Annotated in this window: 17 protein-coding genes; 9 read left to right on the top strand and 8 right to left on the bottom strand. The window is 67.7% G+C overall.

What is annotated here, in order from left to right; translation table 11 throughout:
- Nucleotides 1-9: 9 nt before the first annotated feature.
- From G6032_RS10750 to G6032_RS10725, 6 genes are all read right to left on the bottom strand, one after another.
- Nucleotides 10-1,722 carry a tetratricopeptide repeat protein gene (locus G6032_RS10750; RefSeq protein ID WP_165282106.1) on the bottom strand — a complete coding sequence of 571 codons (1,713 nt, stop codon included), beginning with the start codon at nucleotides 1,720-1,722 and terminating at the stop codon, nucleotides 10-12.
- 346 nt (nucleotides 1,723-2,068) lie between these two features.
- Nucleotides 2,069-2,359, bottom strand: coding sequence for a type II toxin-antitoxin system RelE/ParE family toxin (locus G6032_RS10745; RefSeq protein ID WP_165282105.1), 291 nt, complete (start codon nucleotides 2,357-2,359; stop codon nucleotides 2,069-2,071).
- Nucleotides 2,352-2,597, bottom strand: coding sequence for a type II toxin-antitoxin system ParD family antitoxin (locus G6032_RS10740; protein WP_165282104.1), 246 nt, complete (start codon nucleotides 2,595-2,597; stop codon nucleotides 2,352-2,354). Before G6032_RS10740 ends, G6032_RS10745 begins: the two co-directional genes overlap by 8 nt.
- 391 nt (nucleotides 2,598-2,988) lie before the next feature.
- On the bottom strand, nucleotides 2,989-3,417 hold the full coding sequence (locus G6032_RS10735; RefSeq protein ID WP_165282103.1) for a nuclear transport factor 2 family protein: 429 nt from the start codon (nucleotides 3,415-3,417) through the stop codon (nucleotides 2,989-2,991).
- A gap of 88 nt (nucleotides 3,418-3,505) precedes the next feature.
- Nucleotides 3,506-3,715: a helix-turn-helix transcriptional regulator gene (locus G6032_RS10730; protein WP_165282102.1), complete on the bottom strand. Its 210-nt coding sequence runs from the start codon at nucleotides 3,713-3,715 to the stop codon at nucleotides 3,506-3,508.
- Nucleotides 3,712-4,191 (bottom strand): hypothetical protein, encoded by a 480-nt coding sequence (locus G6032_RS10725; RefSeq protein WP_165282101.1) that lies wholly within the window; start codon nucleotides 4,189-4,191, stop codon nucleotides 3,712-3,714. Before G6032_RS10725 ends, G6032_RS10730 begins: the two co-directional genes overlap by 4 nt.
- A gap of 572 nt (nucleotides 4,192-4,763) precedes the next feature.
- On the opposite strand from G6032_RS10725, the gene G6032_RS10720 reads away from it, so the two are divergent.
- Together G6032_RS10720 and dusA are read left to right on the top strand one after the other, a co-directional pair.
- Nucleotides 4,764-5,159, top strand: coding sequence for a helix-turn-helix transcriptional regulator (locus G6032_RS10720; RefSeq protein WP_165282100.1), 396 nt, complete (start codon nucleotides 4,764-4,766; stop codon nucleotides 5,157-5,159).
- A gap of 40 nt (nucleotides 5,160-5,199) precedes the next feature.
- Nucleotides 5,200-6,168 carry a tRNA dihydrouridine(20/20a) synthase DusA gene (gene dusA, locus G6032_RS10715; RefSeq protein ID WP_346763801.1) on the top strand — a complete coding sequence of 323 codons (969 nt, stop codon included), beginning with the start codon at nucleotides 5,200-5,202 and terminating at the stop codon, nucleotides 6,166-6,168.
- A 60-nt stretch (nucleotides 6,169-6,228) separates the two neighbouring features.
- On the opposite strand, the gene G6032_RS10710 is transcribed toward dusA, so the two are convergent.
- Entirely contained in the window at nucleotides 6,229-7,659 is a 1,431-nt protein-coding gene (locus G6032_RS10710) for a M20/M25/M40 family metallo-hydrolase (protein WP_165282099.1), read from the bottom strand.
- A gap of 124 nt (nucleotides 7,660-7,783) precedes the next feature.
- On the opposite strand from G6032_RS10710, the gene G6032_RS10705 reads away from it, so the two are divergent.
- Nucleotides 7,784-8,680 (top strand): class I SAM-dependent methyltransferase, encoded by an 897-nt coding sequence (locus G6032_RS10705; RefSeq protein ID WP_240902117.1) that lies wholly within the window; start codon nucleotides 7,784-7,786, stop codon nucleotides 8,678-8,680.
- A gap of 111 nt (nucleotides 8,681-8,791) precedes the next feature.
- Entirely contained in the window at nucleotides 8,792-9,694 is a 903-nt protein-coding gene (locus tag G6032_RS10700; protein ID WP_165282098.1) for an adenylate/guanylate cyclase domain-containing protein, read from the top strand.
- A gap of 223 nt (nucleotides 9,695-9,917) precedes the next feature.
- Here G6032_RS10700 and G6032_RS10695 read toward each other — a convergent pair whose 3' ends face one another.
- Nucleotides 9,918-10,541: a phasin family protein gene (locus G6032_RS10695; RefSeq protein WP_165282097.1), complete on the bottom strand. Its 624-nt coding sequence runs from the start codon at nucleotides 10,539-10,541 to the stop codon at nucleotides 9,918-9,920.
- A gap of 64 nt (nucleotides 10,542-10,605) precedes the next feature.
- On the opposite strand from G6032_RS10695, the gene G6032_RS10690 reads away from it, so the two are divergent.
- From G6032_RS10690 to tsaB, 5 genes are read left to right on the top strand one after another with little or no spacing between them, the layout of a single operon-like run.
- Nucleotides 10,606-11,352 (top strand): hypothetical protein, encoded by a 747-nt coding sequence (locus G6032_RS10690; RefSeq protein WP_165282096.1) that lies wholly within the window; start codon nucleotides 10,606-10,608, stop codon nucleotides 11,350-11,352.
- Nucleotides 11,349-13,688: a penicillin-binding protein 1B gene (gene mrcB / locus G6032_RS10685; RefSeq protein WP_165282095.1), complete on the top strand. Its 2,340-nt coding sequence runs from the start codon at nucleotides 11,349-11,351 to the stop codon at nucleotides 13,686-13,688. The genes G6032_RS10690 and mrcB overlap by 4 nt, the downstream gene beginning before the upstream one ends.
- Nucleotides 13,685-14,212: a hypothetical protein gene (locus G6032_RS10680; protein ID WP_165282094.1), complete on the top strand. Its 528-nt coding sequence runs from the start codon at nucleotides 13,685-13,687 to the stop codon at nucleotides 14,210-14,212. The genes mrcB and G6032_RS10680 overlap by 4 nt, the downstream gene beginning before the upstream one ends.
- Nucleotides 14,209-16,152, top strand: coding sequence for an ATP-dependent DNA helicase (locus G6032_RS10675; RefSeq protein WP_346763800.1), 1,944 nt, complete (start codon nucleotides 14,209-14,211; stop codon nucleotides 16,150-16,152). Before G6032_RS10680 ends, G6032_RS10675 begins: the two co-directional genes overlap by 4 nt.
- The gene (tsaB, locus tag G6032_RS10670; RefSeq protein ID WP_165282093.1) at nucleotides 16,149-16,829 is read left to right on the top strand and encodes a tRNA (adenosine(37)-N6)-threonylcarbamoyltransferase complex dimerization subunit type 1 TsaB; all 681 of its coding nucleotides are present in this window, start codon (nucleotides 16,149-16,151) and stop codon (nucleotides 16,827-16,829) included. The genes G6032_RS10675 and tsaB overlap by 4 nt, the downstream gene beginning before the upstream one ends.
- Nucleotides 16,830-16,855: the final 26 nt, after the last annotated feature.

Raw genomic sequence — 16,855 nt, 5'->3', positions numbered from 1 at the left:
GCGGTTGGATCACAACCGCGTCGCGGCCAGCTCGAAGTCGGCGTGCGCCCAGGCGCGCTCGAAGCGCTCGGCCACGGAGCGGGCCTCGTCGTCTCGGTCCTGGGCGGCCAGCGACTGCGCGAGTCCCTTGAGCGACCAGCCGTTCTCCGGGTTGCGCTTCAGCTCGGCACGGTAGGCCGCTTCGGCTTCCGCAGGCCTGCCGGCCTCCAGCAGCATCGCGCCCAGCACCTGGCGGCCGGGATGGTGCCACCCGGGCGGTTCGTCGTAGGGGAGCTCGTCCTCGATCGCAATCGCACTGTTCATCGCGCCGATCGCCGCTTCGACCTCGCGGGCGTGCCAGGCCAGCTCGGCGGCCAGCGTGCGTTCGGCGATCCGCACGCCGTGGATCAGCGAGTAACGGTCCCAGGCCGTCATGGCCGCGATCGTCGGGCTGCCGGCGAACTCCGCCAGGCGCGCGTGGTGAGTCCCCGCTGCCTCGACGTCGCCGGTCCGCAGCGCGGCTACTCCGCGGCCGTAGTGCCACATCGCGACCATGTAGGGCAGGTCGTCGGCCGGTTTCGGCATCGCGAGCAGTTCATCCCAGCGTCCGAAACGAACCCGGGCAAACAGCGGCGTGAGGGCGAAGTTCTGCATCGGTTCGAAGCCCGGCGTGCGCATCAGGTCCGGATCGCTGGTGCGTTCGTTCGTCGAAGCCGCGGCCTCGATGGCCACATCCTGTTCACCGGCCATCGTGGCGGCGAACCACAGGAAATGATGGTTGTGCGGCACGTAGCCCAGCGGATAAACGCCCGGTCCCGGCCGGCATGCGGCGAGGTAGGCGTCGTCGGCCTCGATCGCGCGCCGGTTCGCGATGACGGCATCGTGCCAGCGCCCGACCCGGGCGTAGATGTGGGCGGGCATGTGGACGAGGTGGCCCGAGCCCGGGATCAGGGTACGCAGCCGGTCGGCGGCGGCGACGCCTCGCTCCGGCTCGTTCGATGCCTCGACCGCGTGAATGTACAGGTGCAGCGCGCCGGCATGATCACCGTCCCGGTCGATGACGCCTTCGAGCACCTCGACGATATGCAGCGTCTCGCCAACCGGTTCGCCGTCGGGCGTCCAGTAGTTCCACGGCTGCATGTTCATGAGCGCCTCGCCGTAGAACGTCGCGGCGTCGAGGTCGTCCGGATAGGTTTCGACCACGCGCTTCATTGCATCGGCATAGGCGCGGTCGAGCGCGGTTCGGTCATCGCCGGGGAGCTCGGCATAGCGAGCGGCCAGCGCCTCGATCCAGGCCTGTTCCCAGGGTTCGGCCGACTTCGCCAGGCTGCGGGCGGTCTGCAGCCTTTCCCAGGCCGCAGCATTGTTCGCCGGGTCCATCCCGGCGTTGACATGCGGTCCCAGAACCAGTGCGGCGCCCCACCAGCACATCGCGCACTCGGGATCGGCCGAGACCGCCTGGAGGAACGATCGCTCCGCGGCCTGGTGATTGAAGCCCCACGTCAGCATCAGCGCCTGGTCGAACCAGCGTTGCGCCGCTTCGCTGTCGGTAGTGATCTTGCGGCTGTAGTCGCCCAGGCCCTCGAGCAGGGTCGCGCCCACCGGCGCGATGGGCGGGATGAAAGTCCCGGGTTCGTCGGCCTGCCGTTCCGGGCTGGCGGAAATATCGGAGAGATTGACGACCGAGAATGCAAGGGCGCCGGCCACGATGAGGAGGGCGGGCGTGAGAAGCGATTTTTTCATGGCAATCTCCCTATTGATTTCCCTGTAGGGAGTTTTCGCATCAGTAGGCTATACGCCTGCAGCAAAATGAAGTCAAATCGCCCGTGCAACATCGACGTAGAATACGATCAACGAAGCGTAGTCGAATGGCCATGAGCCACGTGGATCACGGCCCACATCGCCGGGAAATCCAGGTCGCCCCGATGATGGATTGGAGGGAAGAAATCGGAATAGCGTTTTAGTATCAACCGCGTACAAATTCAGTCTATCGGCAAGTTCGTACTTCGCTGGAAGGCAATAGTTCGAGACGCAGCCCGGAGAGCCGGTGGCCGAATTTGTGAGGGAAAGCCGCCGGGCCGCCAGCGTGCTAAAACTGCCGCGTAACGTCCATGCGGTAGTGCAAGATACGGACGATGAGGATCGCGGTATCCGTTGTCTGGTAGAACACGATGTGTGAACGATGCTCGTAGCGACGCAGCGCAGACCCGAGCTGCTCGGCGCGGCGGCCGAGTCTGGGATTGGCCGCCAGTTGATCGAAGCAGGTCGCCAGTTCGTTGCGATAGCGTCGCGCCTGTTCGATGCCGAACCGCTCGATCGTGTATTCGGCGATCGCCTCGAGGTCCATCGCCGCGCGCTTCGAGAAACGGTAGTCAGCCATTCGATGCGCGGTATCGAGACTCCGCCGCGGCCCAGATATCCTCGAGACTGCGGTCGCTCGGGCCGCTGGCGAGACCTTCGTCGATGGCGGCCTTCAGTGCGCTGGCCTTTTCCTGCTCCCGCCGGATCAGGTCACGGAGATACTCGCTGTCATTGGTGTAATCACCGCTGGCAACCTGAGCCTTGATCCAGTCGTCCTGGGCGTCGGTGAGTGTGATCGTCTTGCGTACCGTAGCCATCTTGAAGATTCCTGCAACAGCGTCATACGATTGGTGCACTATAGCATAAGGGGGCAAATGCGCCCTTCGGGATATGGATCGTGCGAGGACGATCACTGAATGGCCGCTGCATACTCAGGGCGGCTCACTATCACTGATAGAGACGAGTAATGGCCAGACAACCCAAGAATCCGTTCCATCCCGGCGAAATCCTGCTAGAGGAGTTTCTGGCACCGGCGGGGAGGGCGCAGGTGGAATTTGCGAGCCAGCTGGCTACGCATCCCAATGACATTCCTGCCATGTGACGTGGCCGGATAGCGTGAGTTGAAGGCTGGTTGAGCGAGCGGCCGGTGCTCACTCAGTTCACCACCCGATCGCCGAAACCATGCGGCGACGTGTTGGGCGCCAGACCTCATGGGCACTGGTGGGCCGGGAAATACCACACATTCTGGATCTTCTGCTCGAGAAGCTCATACACCGCCATACTGCACTGGCTCTTTTCAGCGCCGCCAGATGACCAGAAGGCTTCTTCGAGCGTGATAACGAACGAACCACTCTCGCCAATAGAGCGAACTTCGGCTCTGGCACTAGGAGTACTCTCAAAGTAGCCTCCCATAGCTTCGCGAAGTTCGGCATGAGTTGATGTCTCGATTGAGATTTGTTCACCCGAAACGCTCATCCAGCGCATATCAACTGCGGAGAGTTCGAGCATAACGTCAACGTTGTGCTGATTGAATGCAGCAATGAATCGCTCCACCGTCTCAGCGTTCTCGCCGGCGAATACGACTTGGCAGGATTGGCAGGAGAGGAGCAACGCGATTAGCGTTGTTGTTGATCGCATTTCGTTCTCCCTGGCGCCTCGAAACGACGATAGTGACAGCGGCCCATAGGCATCGCAATATGTGGCCGATCTAAGCGTGCGCTGGGCGCTATTGCCCGTCAGAGAGCTGGAATACGTCCTCGACGGAAACCTCGAAATGGCGTGCGATCTTCAGCGCTATCACGGTCGATGGCACGAATCGTCCGACCTCGACGGTACTGATGGTCTTGCGCGAGACCCCGATGGCGCGGGCCAGATCGGCCTGGCTCATCCGGTGCTCGGCGCGAAACACCCGGATGCGGTTGTGGAGGTCGCTCAAGACCCTTTCTCCGAGGGGTCGGGCTCGTCGCTGGCCCGCATCATCAGACCGAAGTAGGTCAGGCTGAGCACGACCAGCATAAACGCTGTCACGATCCCGCCCGCGTGAACCAACGGCAACTCCGCCACGCCGAGTATGCCGGCACCGTCGAAAAGGCTGTCGAACTGGGTGAGGACCACGAAGGTCGCCACCCAGGACGCGGCCAGCGCCTTCCGCAGCGTGGTCGCCGAGTAGCTGTCCTCGTCGAGTGCAGGTTTGCCAGATCGCGCCTTGCGCGCGACGGCGACTGAGAGAAGCACGACGACCACAGCCAGGGCGCCCTTGGCCGCCCAATCCAGCACTGTGATCAGCGTTGAATCCACGCCCGCATCGGCCAGCGCGTCGAGCACCAAAAGGGCCGCGAAGGGCAGGGCTCCGGTAGCCATCAGCGTATTGATTCGGTCAAGCAGTTCCGCTCGGTTAGGTTGATCATTCAAGACGGATTCTCCTGTGAATGCCTACGAGAAATTGTTTCAAAGCTGCTGCCCGAATAGATACCGAAGCTGTTCAGAATGAAACCCTAAGGTACTATCTTGGTACCAAGAACTCCCATTTGTCAAGAGAATGTGGTGTCCGAGTCAAGTGCCAGAATCGGCTGAGGCAATTACTTTCGTGCTTCAGCCGCTGCGCTCATGTCATGGAGGCAGGCGGCTGGTCCCGGTCCACCCGGCCGCGAGGGCAGTGCGCCGCGATTCAGCAACATCTTTCGGCTGAGTATCCAGCCGAAGATGTTCGAAAAGGATATCCGGTGCAGACCGTCGGTGCCCCGCAGGCGCCATTGGCTGCCTCGCACCCGTCTGGCTATGGGGCGTGAACTGAACTGCTGCACGAATTATCCCGGGCGAGTGGAAAAGAGAGATGGGGTAGCGCTGCTGCGGCGCGGTGCGACATCGGCCGGTAGCGAGCAGCCATCATTGTCTCGTGGCTGTCGTATCGTGTCGTCCGTTTGTCGTATCCAATTTTGGGCTGCAGTGGCATCATGCCATCCACTAAAGCAGCCGATTTGGCCATGAAACGTATTGTAAATGCCGTGCTCGTCAAGCGGCTCCGGACCGAGAAAGGCTGGTCCCAGGAAGAACTCGCAATCGCATCCGCTTTGAGCACGCGGACTGTTCAGCGGATTGAGTCTGACGGTTCGGGCTCGGTGAATTCCGTCAAATCAATAGCATCGGCATTGGAGGTTGACATGCACAATTTGGAAACGAAGCCGAGAACACAGCTAATCGGGGTTCGCTGGGGATATGGTGGTCTTGCGGCTGGCGTCGCGTGCGCAACGATTGCGATCCTGGCGGAGTGGTTCTACGGAGGCGGTTCAGCATATGAGGCCGGAATCAGCTTGGGGCTGGTTGGTCTGATCGCTGGCTTATCGAGCGCATTCGTCGGCTGGGCGTCAAGTCGGTATTGATACTGCCACTGCGGGTCGATACCGGGATTCGTATAGCCACGTGAATAATTGTGCACATCGCCGGGACGTCCGGGTAGCCCCGATGATGGACTGGACCGACCGGCACTGCCGCTATTTCCTGCGGCTGCTGGCGCCCAGCGCCTTGCTCTACACCGAAATGGTCACCGCGCAGGCCGTCCGCCACGGCGTCCGCGAGCGGCTGCTGGGCTTCGATCCGGCCGAACAACCGCTGGCCCTCCAGCTTGGCGGCTCGGAGCCGGCCCTGTTGGCCGAGGCCGCACAAACCGGCATGCACTACGGCTACGACGAGATCAACCTGAACGTCGGCTGCCCGAGCGACCGCGTGCAGTCGGGACGCTTCGGCGCCTGCCTGATGGCGGAACCGGCACTGGTGCGCGACTGCATCAGCGCCATGCGCGACGCGGTGGACATCCCGGTCACGGTCAAGAGCCGCATCGGCATCGACGCCCAGGACGACTACGAGTTCCTGCGCGACTTCGTCGGTACGGTCGCTGAATCCGGCTGCGACACCTTCATCGTGCACGCCCGCAAGGCGATCCTGGCCGGGCTCTCCCCCAAGGAGAACCGCGAGATCCCGCCACTACGCTACCCCTACGTTTATCGCCTGAAACAGGACTTCCCGGACCTGCGCATCGTGCTCAACGGCGGCGTGCGGGATATCGATGCCGTACGCGGCCATCTCGAACACGTCGATGGCGTCATGATCGGCCGGGAGGCCTATCACAACCCCTATTTCCTCGCGGAACTCGAGCATTCGTTGCACGGCACACCGCTGCCCACCCGCGAAGCCGTGATGGCAAGATATCTCGACTACGTGGAAGCGCGCCTCGCCGAAGGCGTGCGCCTCAACGCCATGACCCGTCACGTGCTCGGCCTCTACCTCGGCCGGCCCGGCGCGCGCCAGTGGCGACGGCGACTGGCCGAAGGCGCATGCGCACGCGACGCCGGCGCCGACGTGATCCGCGACGCCCTGCAGCGCGTCGCCTAGGCGCCCCCGGTTCTCCGGCGCAGCCGACAGGCGCCCGCAGTTCTCCGGCCTAGGCGCCCCTCAGTTCCCCGAAGCGGCCGGATCCACCGGCGGCACCGTCTCGGGATACGCCCCGAAATCCTCCTCGACATTCGCAGCAATCCAGGTCACCGCAGCATATGCAGCGACGGCGTGGCGCAGCGTTTCCGGGTCCACCTTGTCGAGCGTGTCGTTGACCGTATGGTGCACGTCGAAATAGGTCGACATGTCGTGCTCCAGGCGCAGCAACGGCATGCCCGCGTCGCGCAGCGTGGAGAGATCGGCGCCGCCGCGCGTGGCGTTGTCGCCGCCCGCGATGCCGAGCGGTGCCAGCACCCCGCGCATCGCCTCGACCACCGGCAACGCCTCTTCACCGACGCCGCTGTTCAGCGCATACACGCGTCCCGCCCCGGCGTCGGCCTCGAGTCCGATCACGTGGCGCAGTCCCGCCTCGAGCGCCGCCGCGGTGTAGGCGCGCGAGCCATCCAGGCCCGCTTCCTCGTTGGCGTAGAGCACCACCCGCACGGTGCGCGCCGGGGCCCGCTCCCGGGCGGCGATGAGCCGCGCGACTTCCAGCACGATGGCCACGCCCGTGGCGTTGTCCTGTGCCCCGGTCGAGAGGTCCCACGAGTCGAGGTGCGCGCCGAGAATGACGATTTCCTCCGGATGCGTGGCTCCCTGGATATCCGCGATGATGTTCGCGGACCGGGCCGGCGGCAGCTGGCGGGCGGTGGAATACAGGTGCAGCAGCACGTCGCGCCCTGTGGCGACCTGGCGCGCCAGCATGTCGGCGTCCGGCGCAGCAAGGGCGAAGGCCGGGATCGGGCGCACGCCCTCGGCGAAGCGCGTGGTGCCGGTATATGCGAAACGTTCGCTTGACGTCCCCACCGAGCGGATCACCGTGGCGACCGCGCCGCGTTCCGAGGCCACGGAAGGCCCGCGGCTGCGCTTGGCCACCGCGGCGCTGTAGCCGCTGCCGTCCCGCGTGCGCTCCATCTTTTCGTCGATGAAGACGATGTGCCCGCGGACCATCGCGGACGTCGCCGCCTCGAGGGCTGCAAGGCTCTCGAAGCGCACCACCGGCGCCTCGATACCGTCGGCGGGCGTGCCGATCGTGAGGCCGAGCGACACACCGACGAGCGGCTGGGGCCACGGCGCGGTGATGCGCAATTCGGCCTCGCCCCGTTCCCAGGCCGGCACCGTCACCGTCTGGGGGATGACCGTATCGAAGCCGAACCCGTCCAGGTAGGCCAGCGCCCAGGCGACGGCGGCGCGATCGCCGCTGGAACCTGCGAGGCGGGGACCCACTTCGGTGCTCAGGGAGGCTGCATGCCGCCAGGCGTCGCTTTCGGCCAGGGCCAGGTCCCGCAATTCCGCGGCCTCGCGGAGCAGGGCCTCGGACGGTTCGGCGGTAACTGCAGGGCTGGCGCTCAGTGAAAACAGGGTGAGCGCCGCGATCAGGCGGCGGTACATCGGTCGGACTCCGGGCTTTGATGGACGGGGAGCACCTAATGTACACCAGGCAATGCACGGAAAAGCGCCATGGCGGGCGCGCGATCCGCTAGAATGCGCGCCTTCCATGGAGCGGGGACGGGTCATGGCGGCGAAGAGCGACGGCAAGAAGGACGGCAAGAAGAAAAAGAACAAGCGCAAGCAGCGGGGCAAGGGCACCGCAGCGCCGGCGCGTGTGCAGATGGCGGATCTCGCCGACCGGCACGAGCTCTACGAGGCCTCGGTGCAGAGCGTGCGCCACGAGGTCGAGTTCCTCGCCAGCGCGTTCAAGGAACTGGTGGGACGCAAGCCCGTGACCCTCCGCGAGGACTTCTGCGGCACGGCCGCGGCGGCCTGCGAGTGGGTGCGCAGCCACAGGCAGCGCGAGGCCGTCGCGGTGGACATCGACCCGGCCGTGCTCGAATGGGGCCGGACCCACCACGTCGCCGCGCTCAAGGCCGGACAACGGGCCCGCGTCCGTCTCATCGAGGGCGACGTGCGCGAGACCGGCACGGAACCCGTCGATATCGCGGTGGCCTTCAACTTCAGCTGGTGGACGTTCAAGACCCGCGAAGAGCTGCTGGTCTATTTCCGCAGCGCCTACGATTCGCTGGCGGACGACGGGCTGTTCGTGCTCGACATCTACGGCGGCTCGGACGCCTATGCCGAGCAGGAGGAGGAGACGGACTACGGCCTGTTCACCTATGTGTGGGACCAGCACGCCTTCGACCCGGTGTCGGCCCGCTACATCTGCTACATCCATTTCCGCTTTCCGGACGGCTCGGAGCTGCCGCGCGCCTACAGCTACGACTGGCGGCTCTGGACCTTGCCGGAGGTGCGCGAACTGCTGGCCGAGGCCGGCTTCTCGAGCTCCGTCGTGTACTGGCAGGGCGAGGACGAGGACGGCGAGCCGAGCGGCGAGTTTTCCATCGTCGAGCGGGGCGATGCGGACCCGGCCTGGATCGCCTATGTCGCGGCCTGCAAGGGTCCCGCGAAGGGTTGAGCACGCTTTCCTGTACCGCGCCCGGAAGGTTGATACATAATCTGTCCAGCGAGTATGCTCAACATCATTTGCCCACAGTTGGGCCCGCCCTCCCAATAAGGTCGCGGAGTCATGTCTAGCGAATTTTCAGTTGCCGTCCTGTTTGCCGACGTCGTCGGCAGCACGGAACTCTACGAGGTCCTCGGCGACCTCAAGGCGCGCGAGACCGTGGGCCAGTGTATCGACGTGATGCGTCGGGCCACCGAGACCTACAACGGCCGGGTGGTCAAGACCATCGGCGACGAGGTCATGGCGACCTTCCCGACGGCGGACGGGGCGATGAACGCGGCGCGCGACATGCAGGTGGCGATCAGCAAGGGCGAGGTGGTGTCCGGCGGCGGCGCCCCCCTGGCGATCCGCGTGGGCTGCGATTTCGGCCCGGTGATTCCCGAGCAGCGCGACGTGTTCGGCTCGACCGTCAACACCGCCAACCGCGTCACCAGCCAGGCCAAGGCGGCGCAGGTGCTGATCACCGACAACATGGTGGCGAACCTCGGCGCCGAGTGGCGCGTCGCCGTGCGCCAGATCGACCTCGCTCCGCTGAAAGGCAAGAGCGGCGAGGTGGCGATGTACGAGGCGCTGTGGCAGTCGGAAGACATCACCAGCATGCTGCCGACGATCACCTGGGGCGACCAGAAAAAGAAGACCCGCGGGAAGATGCGGATCCGCTACCTCGGCAAGGAAGTGACGGTCGATTCGGTGCGTCCCCATGCCACGCTCGGGCGCAGCGAGGACAACGATCTCGTCGTCAAGGGCAACCTGATTTCGCGCCTGCATGCGCGGGTCGAGATGAGCCGAGACCGTTTCCTTTTGATCGACCAGTCCACGAACGGTTCTTTCGTCGTCACGCGACAGGGCGAGGAGCTCTTCGTGCGGCGCGACAGCGTGCCCATCTCCGGCGAAGGCGTCATCGGGCTCGGACGCGTCGTCCAGCCGGGGTCCGCACAGGCGATCACCTTCATCCAGGAAGACTAGGGCCCCGCCCTGGAAGTCCCGCATCGACGCCCCGGTCCGTCCGACAGCGCAGCGCCCTGAACCGCATCGCGTGTTGCAAACCCGCAAAAAAACGAGGCCCTCCGGAGAGGGCCTCGTCGGGATCGACCGTGGCGACTGCCAGCGTCGACTCCGTTCAGAACAGCGTCCCCTGGCGGGGAACTGCCTGGCCGGAATCCGCCGCAGCGCGCGCCCGGGCAGGCTTTCAGGCGGCCTGCGCGCTCGAGCCGGTCTGGCCGCCGCTCGCCGCGGACTTCGTGGCGCGCTTCTTGGCGGTCGTCTTGCGCGCGGTGGTCTTCTTCGCGCTCGCCTTCTTGGCGGCCGGCTTGCGAGTGGCGGCCTTCTTCTTGGCGGGACGTCCGGCAGCCTTTTTGGCGGCCGGCTTGCGACCCTTGTTCGCGCTCGAGATGTCGACCACGACGTCCTTCACCAGGTCGCCGAAAGCTTCGCCGGTGTCGCGCACGATCGCCACGGTCTTGCGGGCATTGGTCACGGCCTTGTCACGGCTCTTGGGCAGCGTGGAGATCTGGAAATCGACCATCGTGCGCACGGTCTGGGCGCGCGAGGCCTTCTCGATCCGGTGGGTGCTGCCGTCGATCAGGTCGTCGAGGGCGGCGACCTGCTGCTTCAGCAGGCGTTCGATGCTCTTGTGCGACAGGTTGTTCAACTTCAGGCCGGTGTCCGCGATGCTGTGGACGGGACCCTTCGCCGCAGCGAGGAAGCTGGCCGTTTCGAGGCCGGCGCTGCGCATGCTGGAAATCGCCCGGTCCGCCAGCTGGCGGGTCTCGGTCTTCAGGGTGTCGGCAAGTTGTTCAATCTTGTTCATCATGTCCATAACCTCGGTAATTGATGCAATGCAGCATTGATGCAATGCACAATATAGCTGAATAGTGGTGAGAGTCAAGCTTTTGCAGGTCCTGGGAGACGAACGGGTGCGCCGCCGGGCACCGGCCTGGCCGGCTTTGCTGGCGCGGCCGTTCATGGCGGCCGTGCTCATGGTGGCGGCGTTCATGGCGGTGGCGTTCATGGCGGTGGCGTTCATGGCGGTGGCATTCATGGCGGTGGTGCCGGCTGCGGCGACGGAATCGGCGGACCCCGCGGCGTCGGTCGTGCCCGAGATGGTCGAGGCGCGCCCTGGCCTGCTGGCGGTGGCCGACGTCAGGCTGGAATCCGGCTGGCTGCTCGTGGACGAGGAGAACGGCACCGAGCGGCTGGTGCCCGAGCCGCCGCCGGTCGGCTCGGCCGAGATCCTTTACACGGGCCGCTTTCGTCACCTCGGCGCGGAGCCCGCCACCGGTCTGCGGATCGAGATTCCTGTGCCGGAGGGCGTGCATTACGTCGCGGGAAGCGCCACGGGGCCGGGCGCGGTCGTGACCTACTCGGTGGACGGGGTCGTTTTCGCGCCTGCCGGGGAACTCGACCTGCCGGTCACAGAGGAGCCGCGGCAGGAGGATCTGCAGGAGGATCTCCAGGACGATCTCCAGCAGGATCTGCAGTCACCCCCGCGCCGGGCCACAGCCGAAGATTACGCTTTCATCCGCTGGGACCTGCCGGGCGAGTTCCCCCCCGGCGCGGCCGGTCTCGTGTCTTTCCGGGCACGGCCGATGGTCGATGAATCGGCCCCGGAGGATGCGCCATGACCCGCAGGAAGCCGTCCCGGCGAGCGCGGCGCGCCGCAGCGCGCCCGAAGCGCGGTCTGCGGCGCTGGATCATCGGTGCCGCCCTGCTGGCGCTGGTGGCCGGCGCCGGGTGGATCGCCTGGCTCGACATGCGCATCACGAGCCAGTTCGAGGGACGGCGCTGGGACCAGCCGGCCCAGGTCTTCGCCGCGCCGGTCGAGCTCTACGCGGGCCGCCCGCTCGGGATCGAGCGTTTCACGGCACTGCTCGAGGCGCAGGGCTATCGGCAGGCCGACGGCAGCGCCCCGCGCGCCGGCTTCTGGTGGCGACAGGGGAACAGCGTGCGTCTCATGACCCGCGCCTTCCGTTTCGCCGAGGGCCCGCGCGCCGCGCAGGTGGCGCAGATCGATTTCGACGCGACCGGGATCCTGCGCATCCGCGACGCGCAGGGCCGGGAGCTGCCGTTTTTACAGCTCGACCCCCTGCGCATCGGCAGCATCTTCCCCGCCCACGGCGAGGATCGCATGGTGCTCGCGCCCGAGGAGATTCCGCCGCTGCTCGCCGCCGCCCTGATCGCGGTCGAGGATCGGCGTTTCGAAAGCCATCGCGGCCTCGACCCGGAGGGGATCGGGCGTGCGCTGCTGGTGAACCTGCGCGCCGGGGAAGTGCGCCAGGGAGGCAGCACGCTGACCCAGCAGCTGGTCAAGAGCTATTTCCTCGACAGCCGTCGCACCTGGCGGCGCAAGTTCACCGAGGCGGCCATGGCGCTGTTGCTGGAGCGGCGCTACGGCAAGGACGAGATCCTCACCGCCTACGTCAACGAGGTCTACATGGGCCAGGACGGGCGCCGCGCGATTCACGGCTTCGGCCTGGCGAGCGCCTTTTATTTCGGCAAGCCGCTGGCGGAGCTGGACGCTGCCGAGATCGCCACCCTGGTGACGATCGTCCGGGGACCGTCCTTCTACAATCCGTGGCGCCATCCCGAACGGGTGCGCGAGCGACGCGACCTGGTGCTCGGGATTCTTGCGGACCAGGGCGCGCTCGATCCGGAGCGCGCCGGCGCGGCGGCAGGCCGCCCGCTCGGGTTGCGGGGCGCGGCCTCCGCGGGGCCGGCTTACCAGCCGGCATTTCTCGGCCTGGTGCGTCGCCAGCTGCAGCGCGACTATCGTGATGACGACCTCGATTCCGCCGGCCTGGTGGTGCTCACGACGCTCGATCCGCTGGCGCAGCGCAGCGCCCAGGCCGCCGTGAGCGACGGCATCGAGCGCTTGCGGCGGCGCGGCGAGGCGCTGGCGCAGGTCGAGGGCGCCGCGGTGGTGACGCGCCCTGCGACCGGCGAGGTCCTGGCACTGGTCGGCGGCGCGCACGGCAGTTTCGACGGGCTCAACCGGGCGCTGGATGCGAGCCGCCCGATCGGTTCGCTGGTCAAGCCCGCGACCTACCTCGCGGCGCTCGAGTCCGGACGCCACACCCTCGCCTCGACACTGCGCGACGAGCCCGTGACCGTGGTCCTCGAGGACGGCAGCACGTGGCAGCCGGAGAATTTCTCCGGGGAGCCGCTCGGCCCGGTGTCGATGGCCCGCAGCCTGGCGGAGTCGCTCAATCTCCCGGCCGTCAACCTGGGTCTCGAGCTGGGCGTGGAGACCGTCGCGCGGCGCCTCGGCCGCCTGGCCGGGACGGCGCCGCCGCCGGCGTTTCCGTCGCTGCTGCTGGGCTCGGTCGATTACGCGCCGCTGGACGTCGCGGAGATTTACGGCACGATCGCGGCCGGCGGGTTTCGCGCCCCGTTGCGCGCCGTCAAGGCGGTGCTCGACGAGACGGGTACGCCGTTGTCGCGCTACCCGCTCGAGATCGAAGCCGTCGCGGATCCGCTGGCCGTCGCCCAGCTGCAGCGCGGCCTGCGCCTGGTCTTCGAGCGCGGCACGGCGCGCGGTGCGGCGGCGCGCCTCGGCGGACGGCAGTACGCGGGCAAAACCGGCACTTCAGGCGAGTTTAGGGATAGCTGGTTCGCGGGCTTCGGGAGCGATACTCTGGCGGTCGTCTGGGTGGGGCGCGACGACAACGCGCCGGTCGGGCTGACCGGTGCGAGCGGCGCACTGCCCATCTGGGCCGATATCATGGCCGGGCTCGGTGCATCGGACCTGGCGCCGGAAGCGGCGACCGGGCTGGTCGAGGCCGAGATCGAATACGCCACGGGCCTGCTGGCGCGCGGCGACTGCGCCGACACGGTGGTCGTGCCGGTGCCCGAGGGCGCCGCGCTGGAAACACGGCGCGATTGCGCGCCGCGCGACCCCTGGACCGAGACGCCGATCGAACGAGGATTGCAATGGCTGAAGCGAGCGCTGGGCGGAACATGAAACGGCACGACGGACGCAGGCAAGCGGACCGGCACTGGCTGCGCGCGATGAGTCTCTCGCTGGCCGCCGTCCTGGCGGGTTGCGCGGGATTGCCGATCGGCCAGGTCCCGGCGCCGGATGCGGAGGAGCCGCGCCATGGCCGGGGCCCGGAGGCGCCGATCAGCGAGCTGCCGGGCGATCCGCAGACGCCGCCGGAGGAATTTCCGGCGCTGCCGGGCGGTGCGGGACCCGACGTGGAACTGGAGCCGGACTATCATCCCGCCGGCCAGGCGTTGATCGACGAGGCCCGCCGCGAGCGGGTCCTCGGACGGGACGCGGCGGCCGGCGCCACACTCGAGCGGGCCCTGCGCATCGACAGCCAGAACCCGTGGATCTGGATCGAGCTCGGCAAGTTGCGCCTGGCCGCCGGGGAACTCGCCGCGACGCGCAGCATGGCGCAGAAAGCACTCACGCTGGCCGATCGCGATCCCGCCGCGCGCGCCGAGGCCGGCTACCTGTTGCGCCAGGCCGACGGCGGATCGTGAACGCCATCGACATCGGCGCGGCTTTCGACGCCGACGGCATCCTGCAAAGCTCGCTCGAGGGATTCCGGCCGCGCGAAGGACAGCGGCGCATGGCCGAGGCCGTCGCCGAGGCGCTGGCGACCCGCAGCATCCTGCTCGTCGAGGCCGGCACGGGCACCGGCAAGACCTACGCCTATCTCGCGCCGGTGCTCGCCGCGGGACTGAAGGTGGTGGTGTCCACCGGGACCAAGACGCTCCAGGACCAGCTGTTCCGCCGCGACCTGCCGGCCCTGTCGGGCGCGCTGGGGCGCCCGGTGCACGTCGCGCTGCTCAAGGGGCGCAGCAATTATCTCTGCCGCCACCGGCTGGAGCTGGCGCTGGACGAAGGTCCCGGCGTCATCCGCGAGACCGCGCGGCTGGCGAAAATCCAGGCGTGGTCCGGCATCACGACGCGTGGCGAGATCGCCGAGGTGCCCGGCATCCCCGAGGACGCGCCCGTCTGGGGTCGCGTGACCTCGAACGCGGACAATTGCCTCGGCCAGGAATGCCCGGAGTTCCAGCGCTGCCACGTGGTCAAGGCGCGGCGCGAAGCGCTCAAGGCGGACGTGGTCGTGGTGAATCATCACCTCCTGCTGGCCGACCTCGCGCTCAAGGAGGAGGGTTTCGGCGAGCTGCTGCCCGGGGCCGACGCGGTGGTGGTGGACGAGGCTCACCAGCTGCCGGAGATCGCGGCGCGTTTCTTCGGTGTCTCGGCGGGAACGCGCCAGGCGCTGGGGCTGGTGGCGGACACGCGGGCCGAAGCGCTGAAGGCGGGCGCCTGGCAGGCTTCGCTGGAGGCGGACGTGGATGCGCTGGAGCGTGCGGCACGGGACGCCGCCGCACTCCTGGCGGGCGCCGGGGGGCGCATCTCCTGGCCCGAGTTGCCGTCGAGCAGCGACACGGCGCTCGCCGCGCTGGAAGACGCGGCCGCCGCGCTGGCGGATGCCTGCGAGACCCTCGGCGGCGCGAGCGCCGGCCTGGACGCGGTGGAACGACGCGCCCGCGCCTTCGCGACCCGGCTCGGGACGGTGCGCGAGGGCGGCGGGGGATTCGAGCTGCGCTGGGCGGAGACGGGACGGCGCAGCGCGAGTTTTCATGCCGCCCCCGTGGACGCCGGGCGGGCCCTGGCCGCGCAGATCAACGCGCGCGAGTGCGGCTGGGTATTCACCTCGGCGACCCTCGCGGTCGGCGACGATTTCGGCGCCTTCCTCGATCGTCTCGGCCTCGAGGAGGCCGAGACTTTGCGCCTCGACAGTCCGTTCGATTTCCGTGCCCGAACCCGCCTTTACATCCCGGAAGGCCTGCCGGCGCCGTCGGACCCCGACTACACGCGGCGGGTCGTGGACATCGCGACCCCGTTGCTGGAAGCGAGCGGCGGGCGGGCCTTTCTCCTCTTCACCAGCCACCGGGCATTGCAGGCCGCCGCCCGCCTGCTGCGGCCGCGGGCTGCGGAACTCGGCTTTCCGGTGCTGGTGCAGGGAGACGAACCGCGCGCCCACCTGCTGGCGAGTTTTCGTCGCCTCGGCAATGCCGTGCTGCTGGGCACGCAGAGCTTCTGGGAGGGCGTGGACGTCAAGGGGCCGGCGCTGTCGGTGGTGCTGATCGACAAGCTGCCGTTCGCGGCGCCGGACGATCCGCTGCTGAAGGCACGGCTCGAGGCGGCGCGGGAGGCGGGTCGCGAGCCGTTCCGCGACGTGCAGCTGCCCCAGGCGGTGTTGACGCTCAAGCAGGGCATCGGCCGCCTGATCCGGGACGTGGACGACGCGGGCCTGGCCGTCGTGTGCGATCCGCGCCTGCTCGGCAAGGGTTACGGGCGGGTGTTTCTCGTCAGCCTGCCGCCGATGCCCATCGTGCGCAAAGCGGACGAGGCCGTGGATTTCCTGCTCGGCCTCGGACTGACCACGCTGGAGGATGCGGGGTGAATATCCTGTCGCTGGACACCGCGGCGGATGGCTGTTCCGTGGCACTGCGCGCAGGGGGCGCATTGATCGAGCGCGACGAGGCGGCGCCGCGCAAGCACGCGGCTTCCCTGTTGCCCATGGCCGAGGCCTGTCTCGCGGAGGCGGGTATCGGCCTCGGGGACCTCGATGCGATCGCCTTCGGTCGCGGGCCGGGGAGTTTCACGGGCCTGCGGATCGCCGCCGGCGTGGCGCAGGGCATCGCTTTCGGCGCCGGCCTGCCGGTGGTGCCGGTGTCCAACCTGGCGGCGGCCGCCTTGGCGGCGGGGCGCGCGCACGGCTGGCAGCGCGTGCTTGTCGCGTTCGATGCCCGCATGGGCGAGGTCTATGCGGGGGCCTACGAGATCGATGCGGCCGGCCTGCCGGTGCTCGTCGGGGCTGAAGCCCTGCTGGCGCCCGGCGATCTCGCCGCTCCCGGGAGGGACTGGCGCGGCGCCGGCTCCGCCTTCGCGGCCTGGCCGGGCCTCGCCGCGACGGCCGGCGTGGTGTCGGCCGACAGCGCGCTTGCGCCGCGCGCCCGCGACCTGCTGGACATCGCCGCCGATGCCTGTGCCCGGGGCCTCGCCGTCCCGGCCGAGGAGGCGCTGCCCGTCTACCTGCGTGAGCGGGTGGCCTGGCAAGGGGGTGGCCCGAGCCGTTGAAGAATCAGTAAGATGGCCGGGCTTTA

The sequence above is a fragment of the Wenzhouxiangella sp. XN24 genome (assembly GCF_011064545.1).
GTDB lineage: Bacteria > Pseudomonadota > Gammaproteobacteria > Steroidobacterales > XN24 > XN24.
This window is presented reverse-complemented; position numbering and strand designations above follow the sequence as displayed.